Annotated in this window: 16 protein-coding genes; 8 read left to right on the top strand and 8 right to left on the bottom strand. The window is 56.1% G+C overall.

Features of this window, described 5'->3' with window-relative positions:
- Nucleotides 1–6: 6 nt before the first annotated feature.
- Both rhaD and rhaM read left to right on the top strand, forming a co-directional pair.
- The gene (gene rhaD, locus HB631_RS08220) at nt 7–840 is read left to right on the top strand and encodes a rhamnulose-1-phosphate aldolase (RefSeq protein WP_213990668.1); all 834 of its coding nucleotides are present in this window, start codon (nt 7–9) and stop codon (nt 838–840) included.
- The gene (gene rhaM / locus HB631_RS08215; protein WP_213990667.1) at nt 833–1,147 is read left to right on the top strand and encodes an L-rhamnose mutarotase; all 315 of its coding nucleotides are present in this window, start codon (nt 833–835) and stop codon (nt 1,145–1,147) included. The genes rhaD and rhaM overlap by 8 nt, the downstream gene beginning before the upstream one ends.
- Here rhaM and ruvX read toward each other — a convergent pair.
- From ruvX to HB631_RS08180, 7 genes are all read right to left on the bottom strand, one after another.
- Nucleotides 1,135–1,578, bottom strand: a complete 444-nt coding sequence (gene ruvX / locus HB631_RS08210) for a Holliday junction resolvase RuvX (RefSeq protein ID WP_213990666.1) — start codon at nt 1,576–1,578, stop codon at nt 1,135–1,137. The two genes, rhaM and ruvX, sit on opposite strands and share 13 nt — an antisense overlap.
- Nucleotides 1,578–2,141: a YqgE/AlgH family protein gene (locus tag HB631_RS08205; protein WP_213990665.1), complete on the bottom strand. Its 564-nt coding sequence runs from the start codon at nt 2,139–2,141 to the stop codon at nt 1,578–1,580. The genes ruvX and HB631_RS08205 overlap by 1 nt, the downstream gene beginning before the upstream one ends.
- Before the next feature lie 123 nt (nt 2,142–2,264).
- A complete protein-coding gene (gene gshB / locus HB631_RS08200) occupies nt 2,265–3,209 on the bottom strand; it encodes a glutathione synthase (RefSeq protein WP_213990664.1) in 945 nt (314 codons plus the stop codon).
- Nucleotides 3,210–3,220: 11 nt separating this feature from the next.
- Nucleotides 3,221–3,952, bottom strand: a complete 732-nt coding sequence (rsmE, locus tag HB631_RS08195; RefSeq protein ID WP_213990663.1) for a 16S rRNA (uracil(1498)-N(3))-methyltransferase — start codon at nt 3,950–3,952, stop codon at nt 3,221–3,223.
- Between the two features lie 123 nt (nt 3,953–4,075).
- On the bottom strand, nt 4,076–4,792 hold the full coding sequence (gene endA / locus HB631_RS08190) for a deoxyribonuclease I (RefSeq protein ID WP_213990662.1): 717 nt from the start codon (nt 4,790–4,792) through the stop codon (nt 4,076–4,078).
- 194 nt (nt 4,793–4,986) lie between these two features.
- Nucleotides 4,987–5,493, bottom strand: a complete 507-nt coding sequence (locus HB631_RS08185) for a SprT family zinc-dependent metalloprotease (protein ID WP_213990661.1) — start codon at nt 5,491–5,493, stop codon at nt 4,987–4,989.
- A gap of 423 nt (nt 5,494–5,916) precedes the next feature.
- Nucleotides 5,917–7,314 (bottom strand): sugar porter family MFS transporter, encoded by a 1,398-nt coding sequence (locus HB631_RS08180; RefSeq protein WP_213990660.1) that lies wholly within the window; start codon nt 7,312–7,314, stop codon nt 5,917–5,919.
- Nucleotides 7,315–7,441: 127 nt separating this feature from the next.
- On the opposite strand from HB631_RS08180, the gene HB631_RS08175 reads away from it, so the two are divergent.
- Nucleotides 7,442–7,585 carry a hypothetical protein gene (locus HB631_RS08175; RefSeq protein ID WP_213990659.1) on the top strand — a complete coding sequence of 48 codons (144 nt, stop codon included), beginning with the start codon at nt 7,442–7,444 and terminating at the stop codon, nt 7,583–7,585.
- A 127-nt stretch (nt 7,586–7,712) separates the two neighbouring features.
- Here the strand turns inward: HB631_RS08175 and metK are convergent, their stop codons facing one another.
- Nucleotides 7,713–8,867, bottom strand: coding sequence for a methionine adenosyltransferase (gene metK, locus HB631_RS08170; protein WP_213990658.1), 1,155 nt, complete (start codon nt 8,865–8,867; stop codon nt 7,713–7,715).
- 847 nt (nt 8,868–9,714) lie between these two features.
- Here metK and HB631_RS08165 point away from each other — a divergent pair.
- From HB631_RS08165 to pgk, 5 genes are all read left to right on the top strand, one after another.
- Entirely contained in the window at nt 9,715–9,891 is a 177-nt protein-coding gene (locus HB631_RS08165; RefSeq protein ID WP_213990657.1) for a hypothetical protein, read from the top strand.
- Nucleotides 9,884–11,860, top strand: coding sequence for a biosynthetic arginine decarboxylase (gene speA, locus HB631_RS08160; protein WP_213990656.1), 1,977 nt, complete (start codon nt 9,884–9,886; stop codon nt 11,858–11,860). The genes HB631_RS08165 and speA overlap by 8 nt, the downstream gene beginning before the upstream one ends.
- A 22-nt stretch (nt 11,861–11,882) precedes the next feature.
- Nucleotides 11,883–12,800: an agmatinase gene (gene speB, locus HB631_RS08155; RefSeq protein WP_213990655.1), complete on the top strand. Its 918-nt coding sequence runs from the start codon at nt 11,883–11,885 to the stop codon at nt 12,798–12,800.
- 633 nt (nt 12,801–13,433) lie between these two features.
- Entirely contained in the window at nt 13,434–15,428 is a 1,995-nt protein-coding gene (gene tkt, locus HB631_RS08150) for a transketolase (protein WP_213990654.1), read from the top strand.
- Nucleotides 15,429–16,090: 662 nt separating this feature from the next.
- Entirely contained in the window at nt 16,091–17,254 is a 1,164-nt protein-coding gene (gene pgk / locus HB631_RS08145) for a phosphoglycerate kinase (RefSeq protein ID WP_213990653.1), read from the top strand.
- Nucleotides 17,255–17,305 lie beyond the last annotated feature (51 nt).

Below are 17,305 nucleotides of genomic sequence, written 5' to 3'. Positions count from 1 at the left end.
TGAGTTATGCAAACCATACTTTCTTCCTGGTTCGTACAGGGAATGGTCAAAGCCACCACCGACATGTGGCTTAAAGGTTGGGATGAGCGCAATGGCGGTAACGTCAGCCTGCGTCTGACACCGGAGGATGTGGCGCCGTACCGCACGGAATTCAGCCCCCAGCCGCGTAAGGAATCCCTGACCCAGGCAGTGCCGGAATTGGCCAATACCTACTTTTTGGTTACCGGCTCGGGCAAGTTTATGCGCAATGTGCAGTTATCCCCGTCGGACAATCTGGTGTTGCTGCAGGTCAATGCCGAAGGTAACGGCTACAGTATCCTTTGGGGCCTGACCGCCGGCGGTTTGCCCACCTCCGAACTGGCGTCTCATTTCCAGTCCCATGTGGTGCGCATGCAGGTGACGAAGGGCGGCAACCGGGTGATCATGCATTGCCATGCCACCAATCTTATTGCCCTGAGCTATGTGCTGGATCTGGACAGCGCCCGCTTTACCCGCGAATTATGGGAAGGCAGCACCGAATGCCTTGTGGTGTTCCCCGACGGCGTGGGCATCGTGCCGTGGATGGTGCCGGGCACCGACGGCATCGGCACGGCCACCGCGAAACAAATGGAGTCCCATCCGCTGGTTTTGTGGCCGTTCCACGGGATCTTCGCCAGCGGCCCCACCCTTGACGATGCTTTCGGGCTTATCGATACCGCGGAAAAGGCAGCGGAAATCATGGTGAAAGTTCGTTCCATGGGCGGGAAGAAACACACTATCAGCCGGGAGGAACTGATTGCCCTGGGCCGCCGGTTCGAGGTGACCCCGATGGCGGCGGCGTTGGACGTGCAAAATGATTAGAAAGGCTTTTATCATGCAGGTGAACCCGGACGCCCACGAGGAGTACCGACAGCGCCACAACCCGATTTGGCCGGAGCTGGCGCAAACCCTCAAGGCCCACGGCGCTCATCACTACAGCATTTTTATGGATGAAAAACGCCACCTGCTGTTTGCTTATGTTGAAATGGAATCGGAGGAGCGCTGGAATGCAGTGGCGCAAACCGAGGTATGCCGGCGCTGGTGGAAATACATGACCGCCGTGATGCCGTCCAACGAAGATGACAGCCCGGTGAGCGCGGAATTGAAACCGGTGTTTTATCTGGAATGAGGGGTGTTCCCGGTCATCTGCTGTTCAAAGTAGCTTTCCAGGATGATGACCGCGGAGCCGGCATCGACCCGGCCCTTGCTCAAGGCACGGAATCCCCCGCGTTCGAATAAACCAGCGCGGGCTTCCACGGTGCTTAACCGCTCATCGTGCAGCACAACCTCGTAGCCGAAACGGCCGTGCAGACGGTTGGCGAACTTGCGCGCCCGCAGGGTGAGCGGCTGTTCGCTGCCGTCCATATTCAACGGCAGTCCCACCACCACCACATCCGGTTGCCACTCATGTAACAATTTTTCCACCTGTAGCCAGTCGGGAACCCCTTCCTGCGCTTTGAATGCCGTTAACGGACGGGCGGTGCAGGTGATTTCCTGGCCGATGGCCACGCCGATGCTTTTGGTGCCGAAATCAAACGCCATCATGGTTCGACTGGACATTATGCATGGCCCGCTTCGTTGGCGATATTATGTATATCGATACCCAATTTTCGCGCCGCCTCGCGCCAGCGGGACGCTATGGGGGTGCGGAACAGAATATCGCTGTCGGCGGGGATGGTCAGCCAGGCGTTTTCCAGCACTTCTTCTTCCAACTGGCCTTTTTCCCAGCCGGAGTAACCTAGCGCCACCAACACATCCTGCGGCTGTTGGGCCGTACCGAGGGTTTCCAGCACGTCTTTGGAGGTAGTTATCATGGTCTCTTCGGAAATAGAGATACTGGAGCCGAATCCCTCGCAAGGGGTGTGGAGGATAAAACCCCTATCGTCCGCCAGCGGGCCGCCGGCAAATACCGGTTTATCCAGCCGGATGGCGGGATCCCTGTCCGTCGGCGTGATTTTTAGCTTAAGGAGCACGCTTTCCACGGTGAATTGCTCCACCGGCTTATTGATGATGAGTCCCATGGCCCCCTCGTCGTTATGTTCGCAGACATAGATCACTGAGCGTTTGAATAACGGATCCTGGAGTGAGGGCATGGCGATAAGAAAGTGATGCTGTAAATTCATTCTGACTTTTTTTATATGAAGAGTGTAATAAATAGGCGAAGAGCAAGTATGCGGGTAAATGGCCAATAAGTCACTGGTCGCAAGATAAATCCTCTTGCGACCGACTGCAAATCAGTTTTTTCCCTAGCCCAGCCTTTTTTCAATGGCGTCCATCAGCATGCCGGTGATGGAGATGGGGAATGCGGCTTCAATTTCCCGCACGCAGGTAGGACTGGTGACGTTTATCTCCGTCAGCTTGTCGCCGATGATATCCAGACCGACAAAGATCAGGCCCTTTTCTTTTAATACCGGGCCCACGTCGCGGGCGATTTTCCAATCGCTTTCCGTCAGCGCACGGGCCTCGCCCCGGCCGCCGGCCGCCAGGTTGCCGCGGGTTTCACCGGTTTTAGGAATGCGCGCCAGGCAGTAAGGCACCGGTTCACCGTCCACCACCAATACCCGTTTGTCGCCATCCTTTATGGCCGGCAGGAAATTCTGCGCCATGCAAAAGTGCTGGCCGTAGCCGGTAAGGGTTTCAATGATGACCGTCAGATTGGGATCTTCCTGTTTCACCCGGAATATGGAGGTACCGCCCATGCCGTCCAGGGGTTTGAGAATGATATCCCCGTGCTGCTGCCAAAAAGCGCGGATATGGTCGTCCCGGCGGCTCACCAGCGTATCGGGGGTATGGCGGGCAAACCAGGCGGTGAACAGTTTTTCATTGCAATCGCGCAGGCTGCGGGGTTTATTGACAATCAGGGCGCCCTTGTCTTCGGCCCGCTCCAGGATATAGGTGGCATAGATGAACTCGGTGTCAAACGGCGGATCCTTGCGCATCAGGATGACGTCGAGGGAACCCAGCTCAATGTCCTGCTCGTCGTGAAAGCTGTACCAGTCGTCATAATCCTGTTTTACCGCCAACAGCCGGGTGGTGGCCCGGGCTTCGCCGCCGCGCAGGTAGAGCGAACTCATTTCCATGTAGTGAATCTGCCAGCCGCGGCGTTGCGCCTCGAGCAGCATGGCGAAACTGGTATCTTTCTTGATGTTGATGGACGAAATGGGGTCCATAACAATGCCGATCTTGATCATTCATTTCTCCTTTAACCCAGATCACCGAAACGAACCTGTAAAGCCGTAATAGCGGTGAGCGCTGTGGTTTCTGTGCGCAAAACTCGGGGCCCCAGCTGGATTTCGGTAAATCCGTGGCTGGAGGTCATGGCAATTTCTTCGGAGGACAGTCCTCCTTCCGGACCAATAAGCAGCCGTACCCGTTCCACCGGCAGGGGCAGGGTATTGATGCTGTGACGGGCTCGCGGATGCAGGTTCAGTTTCAGTCCCGGTTCTTGTTCCGCGCACCAGTCAGCGAGATTCATGGCGTCGCGTATCTGCGGCAGGGTGTTGCGGCCGCATTGTTCACAGGCGCCGATGGCGATTTTCTGCCACTGCTGGATCTTTTTCGTCAGGCGTTCCCCATCCAGCTTGATGCCGCAGCGCTCCGAAAACAATGGGGTAATGACATTTACCCCCAATTCGATGGATTTCTGGATGGTGAACTCCATTTTTTCGCCTCGGGACATGACCTGGCCCAAATGCAGGTGTAAGGGTGATTCACAGTCCTGGGGAAGCGCGGCGTGTACACGGGCCACGACGTTTTTTTTGCCCGCCACGGCAATCTGTGCCTCGAAGACATGATTGCTGCCGTCAAAAAGGTGCAATGGCTGTCCTTCGGACAGGCGCAGCACCCGGGTCAGGTGATGGGCCGCGTCTTCACTGAGTGTCACGCTGCCCTCGGCCGGGAGCGGCCCGGCATGATAGATACGCGGTATACGCATGCTGTTTTCGCTTTAGTCTTGATGCCAAAAATATACTGCTGCGCGGGGCGATTGCACAGCCTGGAGTCGCTTTCCGGCGCCGTATAGCCGCGCATCGGGAAGTCCTATAGTAGGTCAGGGGTTTTATGGCTGGCAAGCACGCTGTACATAAGGATTGGCATTGCCTTGCACCGCCTCGATGCGCCGGTCTCGTTGGCATTCCCACTGCGTGACCGGATAAAGCCGGTCCCAGGCCTCGAACAGCTGGGTTTGCTGGTGGGACAGGTGCAACTGATAGCGATCGCGCATATAAAAATAAGTACGGGCAATGGCGCCCCGGGCGCGGGCCGGCGGCTCCGCCAGCTTATTCTTGAAATCGATTTTCATGGCGCATTGGCCGTATTGCCCTTCACCGCCGTTCCATTGGCCGTACTGGAAATTTTCCCGGTCGCCGTTGACTTCGCCGACGGCGGGCTGCAGGTTATGCAAATCATTTTCCATTTGCCGGTAGCCGGCGTCTTCGGCGCAGTGTTTGCGGCCGCCGTTTTGCCAGCATTGCCGCTGGTGACCGAACTCCCAGGCCGGTACCACATGCTCCCATTCGATACGGTTGGCGCGCAGGGCGCTTTTGCGAATTTGATAACCGCAAGAAGCCAGGTCCGGGGTGCCTTTTTTACCTTGCCAGGTGATTTTACAGCCGCAGTAAAAGCTGCCTGGGGCGTCCTGGTTGATTTTAACCGCCGCCGCCTTGGCCTGGCTGAAGTTATTAATCCCTTTCGCCGGTGCGGCGGTGGGCATCAGCAGCAAGAAGAGGGAAGAGACTAAGGATATTGAAAAAGCCAGGAGAGTTCTATTTGGCATAACGGTCATTCAACAAAAGGAAAAACGCAGCGTAGCGAATACTGAGGTTGCAGGCAAATCGAAGGGGGGAATTTGCCCGTCGCAAAAGGGTTTTGGGAATATTCTTCGCAGATATGGATCAAAAGGTTCTGTTATTAACGGAAAAAGATAGGAATTCCAAGGGGAGTGAGCAGGCATTGATTATGTAAAGTGAGTCAGGCGTTTTCATCGTAATGGAGGATATTGCCGCACTGGCGGCAGCGATAGGTGGCTTCGCCGCGGCGGATGCGATTATGACGGCGGACGGTTAAATCATGGCGCCGGCAGCCGCATGCGTAAGGATAGGTATGGGTGCGTACGGTGGTGAGATCGAATTCATGGGTGCGTCGGGGGTCGGATTTCAGGACTTCGGCCATCATCCAACGCCATTCCTTGCCATGGGGCGCCACGCGGCCAAACTGGCGAAAAACCAGTAAATGCGCCAGCTCATGGGGGATGACTTCATCAATAAAGTTGGCCTGGTTGGCCAGTAAGAGTACCGGATTGATGCGGATTTCCCATTTTTCCAGCCAGGCGGTGCCCGCCGAGGTGCCCCGTTGCCGATAGGTTAGCGCCGGTTCAGGAAATTCGTAGTTAAAGTGCTGGCCGGCCAAGCGCAAGTTTTCGCGCAAGCACTGCATGACGGCCTGCTGAAGAGCTATGGGGATGCGGATCGGTTTCATGAGAGCAAGATAAACCAGCTTTGAGGCCGGGGCAAGTGGGGGGGTGGCCCGATGGCGTCGGGCCGGCCGCTTTTGATCTGTTGGGCGCGGTGTCCTTTAACACGTTTGCTGCACGTTGGGTGATCGCGGGCCTACCGCGCTGTGGGGCGCTCGGTCGGGCAGAAAAACCATGCCCGATTCGACCCCATCAGCACGGTCTCCCTTTAACACGCTCGTTGCACGTCCGATGCACGCGTTTCCCTTTAACACGCGCTCACTTTGGCGGGCTTGTCGTCACGTTCGGTGATAGCGGGCCTACCATGCTGTGGGGCGCTCGGTCGGGCAGAAAAACCATGCCCGATTCGACCCCATCAGCACGGTCTCCCTTTAACACGCGCTCACTTTGGCAAACACGCGCTCACGTTAATCCGCGCCCGGCAGTGTTTAGGCGCGATCGCCTATTTCACGCAAGGATTTGCCGGTCATCAGGTTGCGCTCGATATGTTCGAGGGAGATGTTTTTGGTTTCCGGTATCAACCAGTAAGTCAGGAGGATAAACAGGACGTTCAGGCCGCCATAGACCCAGAAGGTATTGGCGTTGCCCAATTTATCCAGCATGGTCAGGAAGGTGGCGCCGACAATCATATTGGCAATCCAGTTGGTGGCGGTGGAAACGGTGATACCGAAATCACGGCCTTTCAGGGGCTGTATTTCAGAACACAGTACCCAAATCAGCGGACCGGCGCTCATGGCGAAACCGACGATAAACAGCATCAGCATGACAATGGCGAAGTATTTTCTGAAATCGGTTTCGACCCCGATATGCAGTAGCGTACCCAGCACGCCCATGCCCACGGCCATTACCAGGAAACCCAGCGTGAGGGTGGGTTTGCGGCCCCAGCGATCTACCAGGCCGATGGCGATAAAGGTGGCCAGGACGTTCACCAGACCGACGATGACCGTTCCCCACATTTGATCAGCGGTACCGGAGAATCCGGCGATGCCGAAAATCTTCGGCGCATAATACATGATGACGTTCATGCCGGTGAACTGTTGCATTACCTGTAACAAGATGCCCAGAAACACTACCCGGCGGAAGTTGCCGTTGCTGGTGAACAATGCCCAGCCGCTTTGCTTGATCTTAAGGCTTTCGCGGATTTCATCCAGTTCGTTTTTGGCCTGTGCCGAAGTATCCCGCAGCATATCCAGCACTTTCTGCGCTTCGATAAAACGTCCTCGCGCCGCCAGCCAGCGCGGGCTGCCCGGCAGGAACAGAACGCCGATGAACAGCAATACCGCGGGAATGGTTATCACCCCCAGCATCCAGCGCCAGGATCCGCTGTAGCTAAAACCGGTATCGGACAGATAGGCCGCCAGGATGCCGATGGTAATCATCAATTGGTACATGGAAATCATGCTGCCGCGGATTTTTTCCGGCGCGATTTCGGACAGGTACAGTGGCGCGGTGTAAGAGGCGACACCCACCGCCAGGCCGAGGATAACCCTGGCAACAATGAGAAATTCGGTATTGGGGGCGAACGCGGAACATAACGAGCCGACGACAAACAGCAAAGCGCCAATCAGCAGGCTGTATTTACGGCCCAGTTTCGCGGAGAGCCAACCGGCACCCACGGCACCCACCGCCGCGCCGAACATCATCGAACTGACCACCCATTCCTGTTCATGCGGCGTGATTTGGAAATCTTTTGACAAGAAGGGCAAGGCGCCGGCAATCACGCCGATATCCAAGCCAAAAAGCAAGCCGGCAAGTGCGGCCATAAAACAGACAAAAAAGGTTATGCGAGCATTAGAGCTGCCTGACCTATGTTTGGCAGTACTCATAGTACCTCCCTAATAACTTCGTAAATTAATAATTATGTATGTTATGTAAATGCGCGCGGACGATATGTGCGTCAGATCACAACTATGTAATCGATTACACTCACATATTTTTGTTTGGTAAGCATTTATGGCTGTGCCGGCGATTATAACCACTCAAAATGCATGTTTTTCTGCCGTCGGAAAAGCCGCAATTCGCCCTCTATTAGCTATAGCTGAAAACGAAGCGGTGGACAAAAAAAATTATTATGCTAATGGTGATTTAACTGAATGAAATTGATGGGAATGCAATACTGTAATCGGTTTCAAAAAATTCATAAAAAAAACGACGATCATCACGATCGCCGTTTAGTGAGCGTAGCCGAAAATGAAATTTTCGCGCTAAATAATAAGTTTACTGCTTATTTTAAACCGGCGGCATCACGCAGCAAATGCGCCCGGTCGGTTTTTTCCCAAGGGAAATGTTCGCGGCCAAAATGTCCATATGCGGCGGTTTCACGGTAAATCGGCTGCAGTAAATCAAGCATGGTGATCAAACCGTACGGGCGCAAATCGAAGAATTCACGCACCAGCGGGATCAATTTTTCGTCGTCTATTTTGCCGGTGCCGAACGTCTCGATGGAGATAGAGGTAGGTTCAGCCACGCCGATGGCATAAGACACCTGGATTTCACAGCGGCTGGCCAGACCCGCGGCCACGATATTCTTGGCGACATAACGGGCGGCATAAGCGGCTGAGCGGTCGACCTTGGACGGATCCTTGCCGGAGAATGCGCCGCCACCGTGGCGAGCCATGCCGCCGTAGGTATCGACGATGATTTTACGTCCGGTCAGGCCGCAATCCCCCATGGGGCCGCCGATAACAAAACGACCGGTGGGATTGATGAAATATTTGGTTGAGGGTGAAAGCCATTCAGCCGGCAGCACCGGCTTGATGATCTCTTCCATTACAGCTTCATGGAGATCCTTCAGCGAGATGTCATCGGAATGCTGGGTGGACAGTACCACGGTATCTATACCGACGACTTTATCGTTATCGTAGGCAAAGGTGACCTGGCTCTTGGCATCCGGGCGCAGCCAGGGCAGTGTGCCGTTTTTCCGCACCTGTGACTGGCGTGAAACCAGGCGATGGGCGTAGGTGATCGGCGCGGGCATCAATACGTCGGTTTCGTTGGTGGCGTAACCGAACATCAGGCCCTGATCCCCCGCACCCTGTTCCAGGGGATCGGTACGGTCCACGCCCTGGTTGATATCGGGGGATTGTTTGCCGATAGCGCTGAGCACGGCGCACGAGTTGGCGTCAAAACCCATTTCCGAATTGATATAACCGATTTCGCGAATGGTTCTGCGGGTCAATTCTTCAATATCCACCCAGGCGCTGGTGGTGATTTCTCCGCCAACCAGCACCATACCGGTTTTCACATAGGTCTCGCAGGCCACTCGGGCTTTCGGATCCTGAGCCAGGATCGCATCAAGCACGGCATCGGAAATTTGATCCGCGATTTTATCAGGATGTCCTTCTGAAACGGATTCGGACGTAAATAGGTGTTTAGCCATCGGTCTCTTTACCTTAGAATACGGGTTAGAAATGACTGCGTAGCGCTGTGGATAAACCACCGGGAAAAGCGATTTTCCGCAGATGGTGTTACGCGTCCTGCAACGTCCCGCGGATTAAAATTATTAAGCAGTGAGTCGCTGAGTTAATCGGTGATACCCAAAATAATTCGAGTTACAGGAAGGCGGCGACGCAGCGAATCCCCAGGAGCTTACTCAAGTAAGTGACTGGGGTGAGCGAGTAAAGCCAACGCACCTGTAATATGAAGTATGACGGGTATAGATGGATTAACTTCTGGATGGCTATTCTAGGACACCCGGTCGTGGAAACGCCAGCAATTTTTCTGCTGAAATGTGTCAGCCAAAGGGGTAACGGCGATGATTTCCCCCTAAAACATGCCTTGTCATGATTTTCATTTTGCATTTTCGCGGCGTTGGTTGTATAAATTCGCGCGCATGAACAGCGGGATGTGAATGGCTTTCATTTACATCTTGTAACTTTTTATTTGCACCGGCCAGGCTTCCACGCCGTCGGGTGCGCTATCCCGGGGGTGGCACTGTTAATGATCCGCATTTCATCGGTCGTCACCGACCCTGTTCTCCTCTGTCCGGCACGCCCGGTAACCTATACTTATTCCGCGTTGTACTTTGTTTCTCGCCGATGTTACCGATATTCCGGCGTGGTGCCCGCTGCCTGGACCGACTATTCATGCGCCGGCAACTGATTTGGCAGCCAATCCGGTAATCAATCCGGCAACCAATCCGGCGACAACAGGGCCGGTTGCATCAGGCATTTCATACGACCCATTTTTCATGGGCGTCTTCTTCCCGTAGCACGGAGTTCATCAAGGTGTTTTACAATTATGGTACCGATGTACCGGATGCCGGCTGCATCCGGCGGCGTTTATTGCTGTTGGCGGCCTGCGCGCGCACGCTTAACTATGCCACCGACGGTGGTTTTTACGCTGTAAAAACGGTGCACGGGATCATCAACGTGAACCGTGGGAGAGAGCAACATCATGTTTGATGATCAAAAACACCAAGGGCCTCACCGCACCGGCCCACATGACACTTTGCGTTCCATGCAGGAGGTCGCCATGAATGACAGCGATGCCAGTAAAATGATGCGCACCTACAACGTCGCGTACTGGGGCAACAACTACTTTGATGTCAATGAACTGGGCCATATCAGCGTATGCCCGGATCCGGATTTTCCCGATGCGCGGGTGGATTTGGCCGAACTGGTCAAAGAGCGGCAAAACGACGGCCAGCGGTTGCCGGCGCTGTTTTGCTTTCCGCAAATCCTCCAGCACCGGCTGCGTTCCATTAACGGCGCCTTTAAACGCGCCCGGGAATCCTTTGGTTATCAAGGCGGCTATTTTCTGGTTTATCCCATTAAGGTGAACCAGCATCGCCGGGTGATTGAATCCCTGATCAATTCCGGCGAGCCCCTGGGACTGGAAGCGGGTTCCAAGGCGGAATTGATGGCGGTATTGGCCCATGCAGGCATGACCCGCACCGTGATCGTCTGCAATGGCTATAAAGACCGCGAGTATATCCGCCTGGCGCTGATTGGCGAGAAGCTGGGCCACAAGGTTTATCTGGTGATTGAAAAGCTCACCGAAATCAAGCTGGTGCTGGAAGAGGCCGAGCGGCTGAACGTGGTGCCCCGTCTCGGCGTGCGCGCCCGTCTGGCGTCGCAGGGCTCCGGCAAATGGCAATCCAGCGGCGGCGAAAAATCAAAATTCGGGCTGGCGGCGGTCCAGGTCCTGCAACTGGTGGAACTCCTGCGCAGCAAAGGCCGGCTCGACAGTCTGCAACTGCTGCATTTCCATCTGGGATCCCAACTGTCCAATATCCGCGATATCGCTTCCGGCGTGCGCGAATCGGCGCGGTTTTATGTGGAACTCCACCGGCTGGGGGTTAACATCGAGTGTTTCGATGTGGGCGGCGGCCTGGGGGTGGATTACGAGGGCACCCGTTCCCAGTCGGACTGCTCCGCCAACTACGGTCTTAACGAATACGCCAATAATGTGATTTGGGGCATCGGCGACGCCTGTAATGAGTTTGATCTGCCGCATCCCACGGTGATAACCGAATCCGGCCGGGCGGTCACCGCCCATCATACGGTGCTGGTATCGAACATTATCGGCGTCGAGCGTAACGAATTCAGCGAGCCGAACCCGCCGGATGAAGACGCGCCGCGGGCGCTGGAAAGCCTGTGGCAGACCTGGCAGGAAATGCAGGAGCCGCTCAATCGCCGCTCCCTGCGCGAATGGCTCCATGACAGCCAGATGGATCTGCACGATGTCCATACCCAATACACCCACGGCATGCTTGATCTGACCCAGCGGGCCTGGGCGGAACAGCTTTACCTGAATATTTGCCGCATGATCCAGGTACAGCTGGATCCCAGCAACCGCGCCCATCGCCCCATCATCGATGAACTGCAGGAGCGCATGGCGGACAAGCTGTATGTGAACTTCTCGCTGTTCCAGTCGATGCCGGATGCCTGGGGCATCGATCAACTGTTCCCGGTGCTGCCGCTGGAAGGGCTGGACAAGCCCCCCGAAGGCCGCGCGGTGTTGCTGGACATCACCTGCGACTCCGACGGCACCATCGATCATTATATCGACGGCGACGGCATCGCCACCACCATGCCGATGCCGCCTTATGATGTGGATAACCCTCCGCTGCTGGGATTTTTCATGGTGGGCGCCTATCAGGAAATCCTCGGCAATATGCATAATCTGTTCGGCGATACCGCGGCGGTGGACGTGTTTGTCTTTAAAGACGGCAGCGTTGAGCTGAATGAATCCGATGAAGGGGATTCCGTGGCCGATATGCTGCAATATGTTCAGCTTGAGCCGGATGTGCTGCTTGCCCGCTTCCGCGACCAGGTGAAAGAGACCGATCTTGATCCGGCGCTGCAGGCGGAATTCCTCGAGGAGTTCGAGGCCGGTCTATATGGCTACACTTACCTTGAAGATGAATGAGATGAATAGTGAAGGAATAAATATGAGTACCCTGGGCCATCAATATGATAACTCTCTGGTTTCCAATGCGTTCGGTTTTCTGCGGCTGCCATTGGAATTCAACCCCTACGACAGCGATGCCGATTGGGTTATCACCGGGATTCCTTTTGACATGGCCACCAGCGGGCGTTCCGGCAGCCGCCACGGTCCGGCGGCTATTCGGCAGGTTTCCACCAATCTGGCCTGGGAAGGCTGCCGCTGGCCGTGGGATTTTGACGTGCGCCAGCGCCTGAAGGTCGTGGATTGCGGCGACCTGGTATTTGAATTCGGCGACGCACAGGATTTCAGCGACAAACTGCAGCTGCATGCGGAACGCCTGCTGGCGGCGGGCAAACGCCTGCTCTCCTTCGGCGGCGATCATTTTGTCACGCTGCCCCTGCTGCGGGCCCATGCCAAGCAGTTTGGCAAAATGGCCCTGGTGCATTTCGACGCCCACACCGATACCTATGCCAACGGCAGCAAATTCGACCACGGCACCATGTTCTTCCACGCCCCCAACGAGGGATTGATCGATCCCAGGCATTCGGTGCAAATCGGCATCCGCACCGAATATGACCGCGACAACGGCTTCACCGTGCTGGACGCGGCGCAGGTTAACGATCGCGGCGTGGAAGACATTCTGGCCCAGGTAAAGGGGATTGTAGGCGATTTACCGGTGTACCTGACCTTTGATATCGACTGCCTGGATCCGGCCTGTGCGCCGGGTACCGGTACGCCGGTAATCGGCGGGCTGAGCACCGATCGGGCCTTGAAGCTGGTGCGCGGTCTGCAATCGCTGAATATCGTCGGCATGGATCTGGTGGAAGTGGCGCCATCCTACGATCACGCGCAAATCACCGCCCTGGCCGCCGCCACGCTGGCCCTGGAAATGCTCTATATCCAAGGCGCGAAGAAAGCCTGATGGAGCAAGGTTAACCCTTCATCGAAGGCTGAATCGGGCGTGTTAAAGGCCCGCGATCATCAAATGTGAAACCGGGCGTGTTAAAGGGAGACCGCGCCAATGAGGTCGAAGCGGCCGTGGTTTTTCCGGCCGCCCGAGCGCCTCATGGCACGGTAGGCCCGCAACCACTGAAGCTGGAACCGGGCGTGTTAAAGGGAGACCGCGCCAATGAGGTCGAATCGGGCGTGGTTTTTCCGCCCGACCGAGTGCCTCATGGCACGGTAGGCCCGCAACCACTGAAGCTGGAACCGGGCGTGTTAAAGGGAGACCGCGCCAATAGGGTCGAAGCGGCCGTGGTTTTTCCGGCCGCCGGAGTAGCCCTATGGCACGGTAGGCCCGCGATCGCCGAAGCTTCAACCCGACCCTTTCCTCAGCGCCCATGCTGCTGGAAACAACCCGTTCTTCCCCGCCCTTGGCGGCCCTATCCTCCTTTCGCCCGATTCTCACCTTATATTTCGCGCATTCCTGCATATACATTTATCACCAATTTAGGTTACATTTAGCGATATTTTTTTCTTGGTCTCTGAAGTTAAGTGATTGATTTTACATAGCTTGGTCAACGAGACACTATTCAATCCGAACTGGAGTATAAAAATGACACCCCGTAAAACATTGGCAAATGCCATTCGCGCTTTAAGCATGGATGCTGTGCAAAAAGCTAAATCCGGCCATCCCGGCGCTCCTATGGGTATGGCCGATATCGCCGAAGTCCTGTGGCGCGACTATCTGCAGCACAATCCGTCCAACCCGAAATGGGCCGGACGTGATCGATTTGTCTTGTCCAATGGCCACGGCTCCATGCTGCTTTACAGCCTGCTGCATCTCACCGGCTATAACCTGCCGATGTCCGAGCTGCAAAATTTCCGCCAGCTGCATTCCAAAACCCCGGGCCACCCGGAATACGGTTACACCGACGGCGTGGAAACCACCACCGGTCCCCTGGGGCAGGGCATTGCCAACGGAGTGGGCATGGCCATTGCCGAACGCACCCTGGCGGCGCAGTTCAACCGCCCGGGCCATGACATCGTTGATCATCACACCTATGTGTTCATGGGCGACGGCTGCATGATGGAGGGGATTTCCCACGAAGTCTGTTCACTGGCGGGCACCATGAAGCTCGGCAAGCTGACGGCGTTTTACGACGACAACGGCATCTCCATCGACGGGCATGTGGAAGGCTGGTTCAGCGACGATACCGCCAAACGGTTTGAAGCCTACGGCTGGCACGTGGTGCGCGGCGTGGACGGACATGACGCCGAATCCATCAAGGCCGCCATTGAACAGGCCCAGGCCGTTACCGACAAGCCCTCGCTGCTGATGTGCAAAACGGTGATTGGCTTCGGTTCGCCGAACAAGGCCGGTTCCCATGATGCCCACGGCGCCCCCCTGGGTGACGCCGAAGTGGCCGCCACCCGCAAGCAGTTGGGTTGGACCGAAGCGCCGTTTGTTATCCCCCGTGACATTTACGACGCCTGGGATGCCAAAGCCGCCGGCGCCGCCCGCGAGGCCGCGTGGAACGAAAAATTCGCCGCTTACGAAAAAGCCTTCCCGGAGCTGGCGTCGGAGTTCAAACGCCGCACCGAAGGCCGCCTGCCCGCCGACTGGCAGCAGCAGAGCCGTGCCTATATTGAAAAGCTCCAGGGCAATCCGGCCAGTATCGCCAGCCGTAAAGCATCGCAAAATGCCTTGGAAGCGTTCGGTCCGCTGCTGCCGGAATTTTTGGGCGGCTCCGCCGACCTGGCTCCCAGCAATCTCACCATTTGGTCGAAATCGGTCTCTCTCGGCGACAACCAGGGGGGCAACTATATCCACTACGGCGTGCGCGAGTTCGGCATGACCGCCATAGCCAACGGTATTGCCGTACATGGCGGCTTTATTCCCTATACCGCCACCTTCCTGATGTTTGTCGAGTACGCCCGCAACGCGGTGCGCATGGCGGCGCTGATGAAAATCCGCTCCATTTATGTCTATACCCACGACTCTATCGGTCTGGGTGAAGACGGCCCGACCCATCAGCCGGTGGAACAGCTGGCCAGCCTGCGCCTGACGCCGAATATGCGCACCTGGCGGCCCTGCGATCAGGTGGAATCCGCCGTGGCCTGGCAGCAGGCGATTGAACACGCCCACGGCCCGAGCACCCTGGTATTGTCCCGGCAAAATCTGGCTCAGCAGGAACGCACGCCGCAGCAGCTGTCGGATATCGCCCGCGGCGGTTATATCCTCAAGGATGCCGACGGCACGCCTGAGCTGATTATCATCGCCACCGGTTCGGAAGTGGCGCTGGCGGTATCCGCCTGGGAAAAACTGAGCGGGGAAGGCCGCAAGGTCCGGGTGGTATCATTGCCTTCGCCGGAAGTGTTCGATTTGCAGGATGCGTCCTATCGCGAAGCGGTGCTGCCCAAGGCGGTGTCGGCGCGTCTGGCCATTGAGGCCGGTATCGCCGATTACTGGTACAAATACGTGGGACTGAACGGGGCGATTATCGGCATGACCGGTTTCGGTGAGTCGGCCCCGGCCGAAGAGCTGTTCAAGCTGTTTGGTTTCACCGTTGAGAACGTATTGGATAAAGCCCATACCTTGGTGGGATAAGGGTTATCACTCGGTTTCGTCGGACCCGGTTCGATAAACCCGGGTGATAAAACGACATTCCCCATGATCTGTGCCCCGGAGAAGTTTCCGGGGCCTTTTTTCGTCCCGTTCGCGGGTTAATCCGGCAAATATTGCGCTCTAAACCGTTTAAATGCTGATTTTTTAACCCATTAAGCGGACCTGCGTCACAAATTTATCAAAAATATTCCGTAAGGGGGTTTTTTTGATTATTCTAGCTGAAGCGTTTCAGTTGACGTTAATCCCGATTATACGCAGGCTATATTAGCGCGGCGAAACCTTCTGCCCTTGCGCCATTTTAGTCCGATATCTTGTCTAAAACCGGCTTTGGGCGGGAGGTATGCGCACTCCCGGCCCCATCGCAAAAAACGGCAGCGGGTTTATTTCGTGATATAGTTGACTGTACAAAATGATCTTGGGTTCCGAATGATTTCACCCTTCCCCGCGCTGTTCCGGGCGGTAAATGGCATTACCCGGGCCGGTGAAGCATTCCCGGCAACGTTCCCGGGGGAAGGGTGTGTTAAGACTGCAGACTGCGCGGCAAAGCGTGGTCAACATCCGCAAAAGGCTTCTCGTCCGGCGGAGGGGTAAGACTCCTTTCGCCGCTCAGGCAACTTTACAAGAATCAAACAAGAGGGTTCACCATGGCTGTAATTAAGATGATTGATCTGGATCTGGCTGGTAAACGAGTGCTTATCCGTTCGGATCTGAATGTTCCGGTTAAAGACGGGAAAGTCACGTCGGACGCGCGCATCCGCGCTTCATTACCTACCATCGAAGCCGCGCTAAAACAAGGCGCGCATGTAATGGTAACGTCCCATCTCGGCCGTCCCACCGAAGGCGAATATAATGAAGAATACTCATTGCTGCCGGTGGTCAATTATCTGAAGGAAAAGCTGTCGTCACCGGTTCGTCTGGCCAAGGATTACCTGGACGGCGTGGACGTGGCCGCCGGTGAGCTGGTGGTGTTGGAAAACGTTCGCTTTAATAAAGGCGAAAAGAAAGACGACGAAACCCTGTCGAAAAAATATGCCGCCCTGTGCGACGTCTATGTGATGGATGCCTTCGGCACCGCCCATCGCGCCCAGGCGTCCACCCACGGCGTCGGCAAATTTGCCCCGGTGGCCTGTGCCGGTCCGTTGCTGTCCAATGAGCTCGAAGCGCTGGGTAAAGCCCTGGGCAACCCGGCGCGGCCGATGGTTGCCATCGTCGGCGGCTCCAAGGTGTCCACTAAACTGACCGTGTTGGACTCGTTGTCAAAAATTGCCGACCAGCTGATTGTCGGCGGCGGCATTGCCAATACCTTTATCGCCGCCCAGGGTCACAATGTCGGTAAATCCCTGTATGAAGCCGATCTGATCCCGGAAGCCAAACGCCTGCTGCAAATCTGTGAAATTCCGGTGCCCGCCGACGTGCGTGTCGCCACCGAATTCTCCGAAACCGCCGCGGCGACCCTGAAATCGGCCAGCGATATCAAAGATAATGAACAGGTGCTTGATATCGGTGATGCCTCCGCCGCCCAGCTGGCGGAAATCCTGAAAAATGCCAAGACCATTCTTTGGAACGGTCCGGTAGGTGTGTTTGAGTTCCCTAATTTCCGTAAAGGTACCGAAATCGTCGCCAGGGCCATCGCTGAAAGCGAAGCCTTCTCCATTGCAGGCGGCGGCGATACCCTGGCGGCAATCGATCTGTTCGGCATCGCCGATCAAATTTCCTATATTTCCACCGGTGGCGGCGCGTTCCTGGAGTTTGTGGAAGGTAAAAAACTGCCGGCCGTGGTAATGCTGGAAGAGCGCGCTAAACAGTAACGCAACGGTCAGCCGGGCGCGCGTCATCGGCGCCCGCTTCCGCCGTTGCGA

Source organism: Sodalis sp. dw_96, from assembly GCF_018449575.1.
Taxonomy (GTDB): Bacteria; Pseudomonadota; Gammaproteobacteria; order Enterobacterales; family Enterobacteriaceae; genus Acerihabitans.
This window is presented reverse-complemented; position numbering and strand designations above follow the sequence as displayed.